General features: G+C 61.4%; 1 protein-coding gene. It reads right to left on the reverse strand.

Translation table 11 applies throughout. The features are described 5' to 3' along the window. Positions 1–259, reverse strand: a 259-nt coding sequence (locus tag C5L12_RS27870) for an NUDIX hydrolase (RefSeq protein ID WP_157949156.1), incomplete at its 3' end; no start/stop codon positions are given. Positions 260–425 lie beyond the last annotated feature (166 nt).

Raw genomic sequence — 425 nt, forward strand, 5'->3', positions numbered from 1 at the left:
CGGTTTCCCGGTTGGCGGCCTGGGCGGTCGTCTCCCCGATTTCCATGAAGCCGGCGGGCAGGGTCCAGAAGCCGTAGCGCGGCTCAATCGCGCGCTTGCAGAGGAGGACCTGGTCGTTCCAAACGGGCACGGTGCCGACCACGTTGCGCGGATTCACATAGTGAATCGTATTGCAGTGGTCGCAAACGTCGCGCAGTCGGTTGTCGCCGGCAGGAATGCGCGAGACGACTGACTGGCCGCAGTTGGAACAGAATTTCATGGGGAATCGTCGCGGGTGGAATGTCTCAGTGTATCACCGCGGCGATACGGTCCCGCGTGGCTCGGGCGGGGCACACGTATCGACTGAGTTGCACGCAAAACGACGGGTGGAAACGTAGAAAAGCAAAAAGCCCGCTGTGTGCGGGCTTCATGATTTGGCTCAGGTC

It is taken from the genome of Neorhizobium huautlense (genome assembly GCF_002968575.1).
Lineage (GTDB): Bacteria > Pseudomonadota > Alphaproteobacteria > Rhizobiales > Rhizobiaceae > Neorhizobium > Neorhizobium huautlense.